1 pseudogene is annotated in these 365 nt (G+C 72.6%); it reads right to left on the reverse strand.

The features are described 5' to 3' along the window. Nucleotides 1-349, reverse strand: a pseudogene (locus K206_RS0137000) (AraC family transcriptional regulator); the annotation flags it as partial. Nucleotides 350-365: the final 16 nt, after the last annotated feature.

Raw genomic sequence — 365 nt, forward strand, 5'->3', positions numbered from 1 at the left:
CCAGCCGGCGCCGCGCCAGCGCCTGTCCGAAGAAGATCTGGTCGAAGCTGCCGGCCTGCAGGTCGAGTTCCCTGCCGTGCCGGCTCAGCCAGGCATGGGCCTGGCGCACGTGGCGCGCGAAGGCGGCGTCCTCCACCGGGCCGGCCTGCCCGCGGATCACGGCGGGCAGCCGCTCCAGGTCGATGCTCTCGGCCTCCAGCCCGAGGTCGCAGATCATGCGGTCGTCGCAGGCCACCGAATGCGGCATGTAGGCCGGCACCACCGCAAGCTCGGTGCTGTCCCAGCGCGCGCCGTCCAGGCTGATGCGGATCGGTGCGCGCAACGCCACGTAGATCAGCAGTCCGCCCATCGTCCGCACCGACGGC

Origin of the sequence: Cupriavidus sp. WS, from assembly GCF_000395345.1 — a bacterium.
Lineage (GTDB): Bacteria > Pseudomonadota > Gammaproteobacteria > Burkholderiales > Burkholderiaceae > Cupriavidus > Cupriavidus basilensis_B.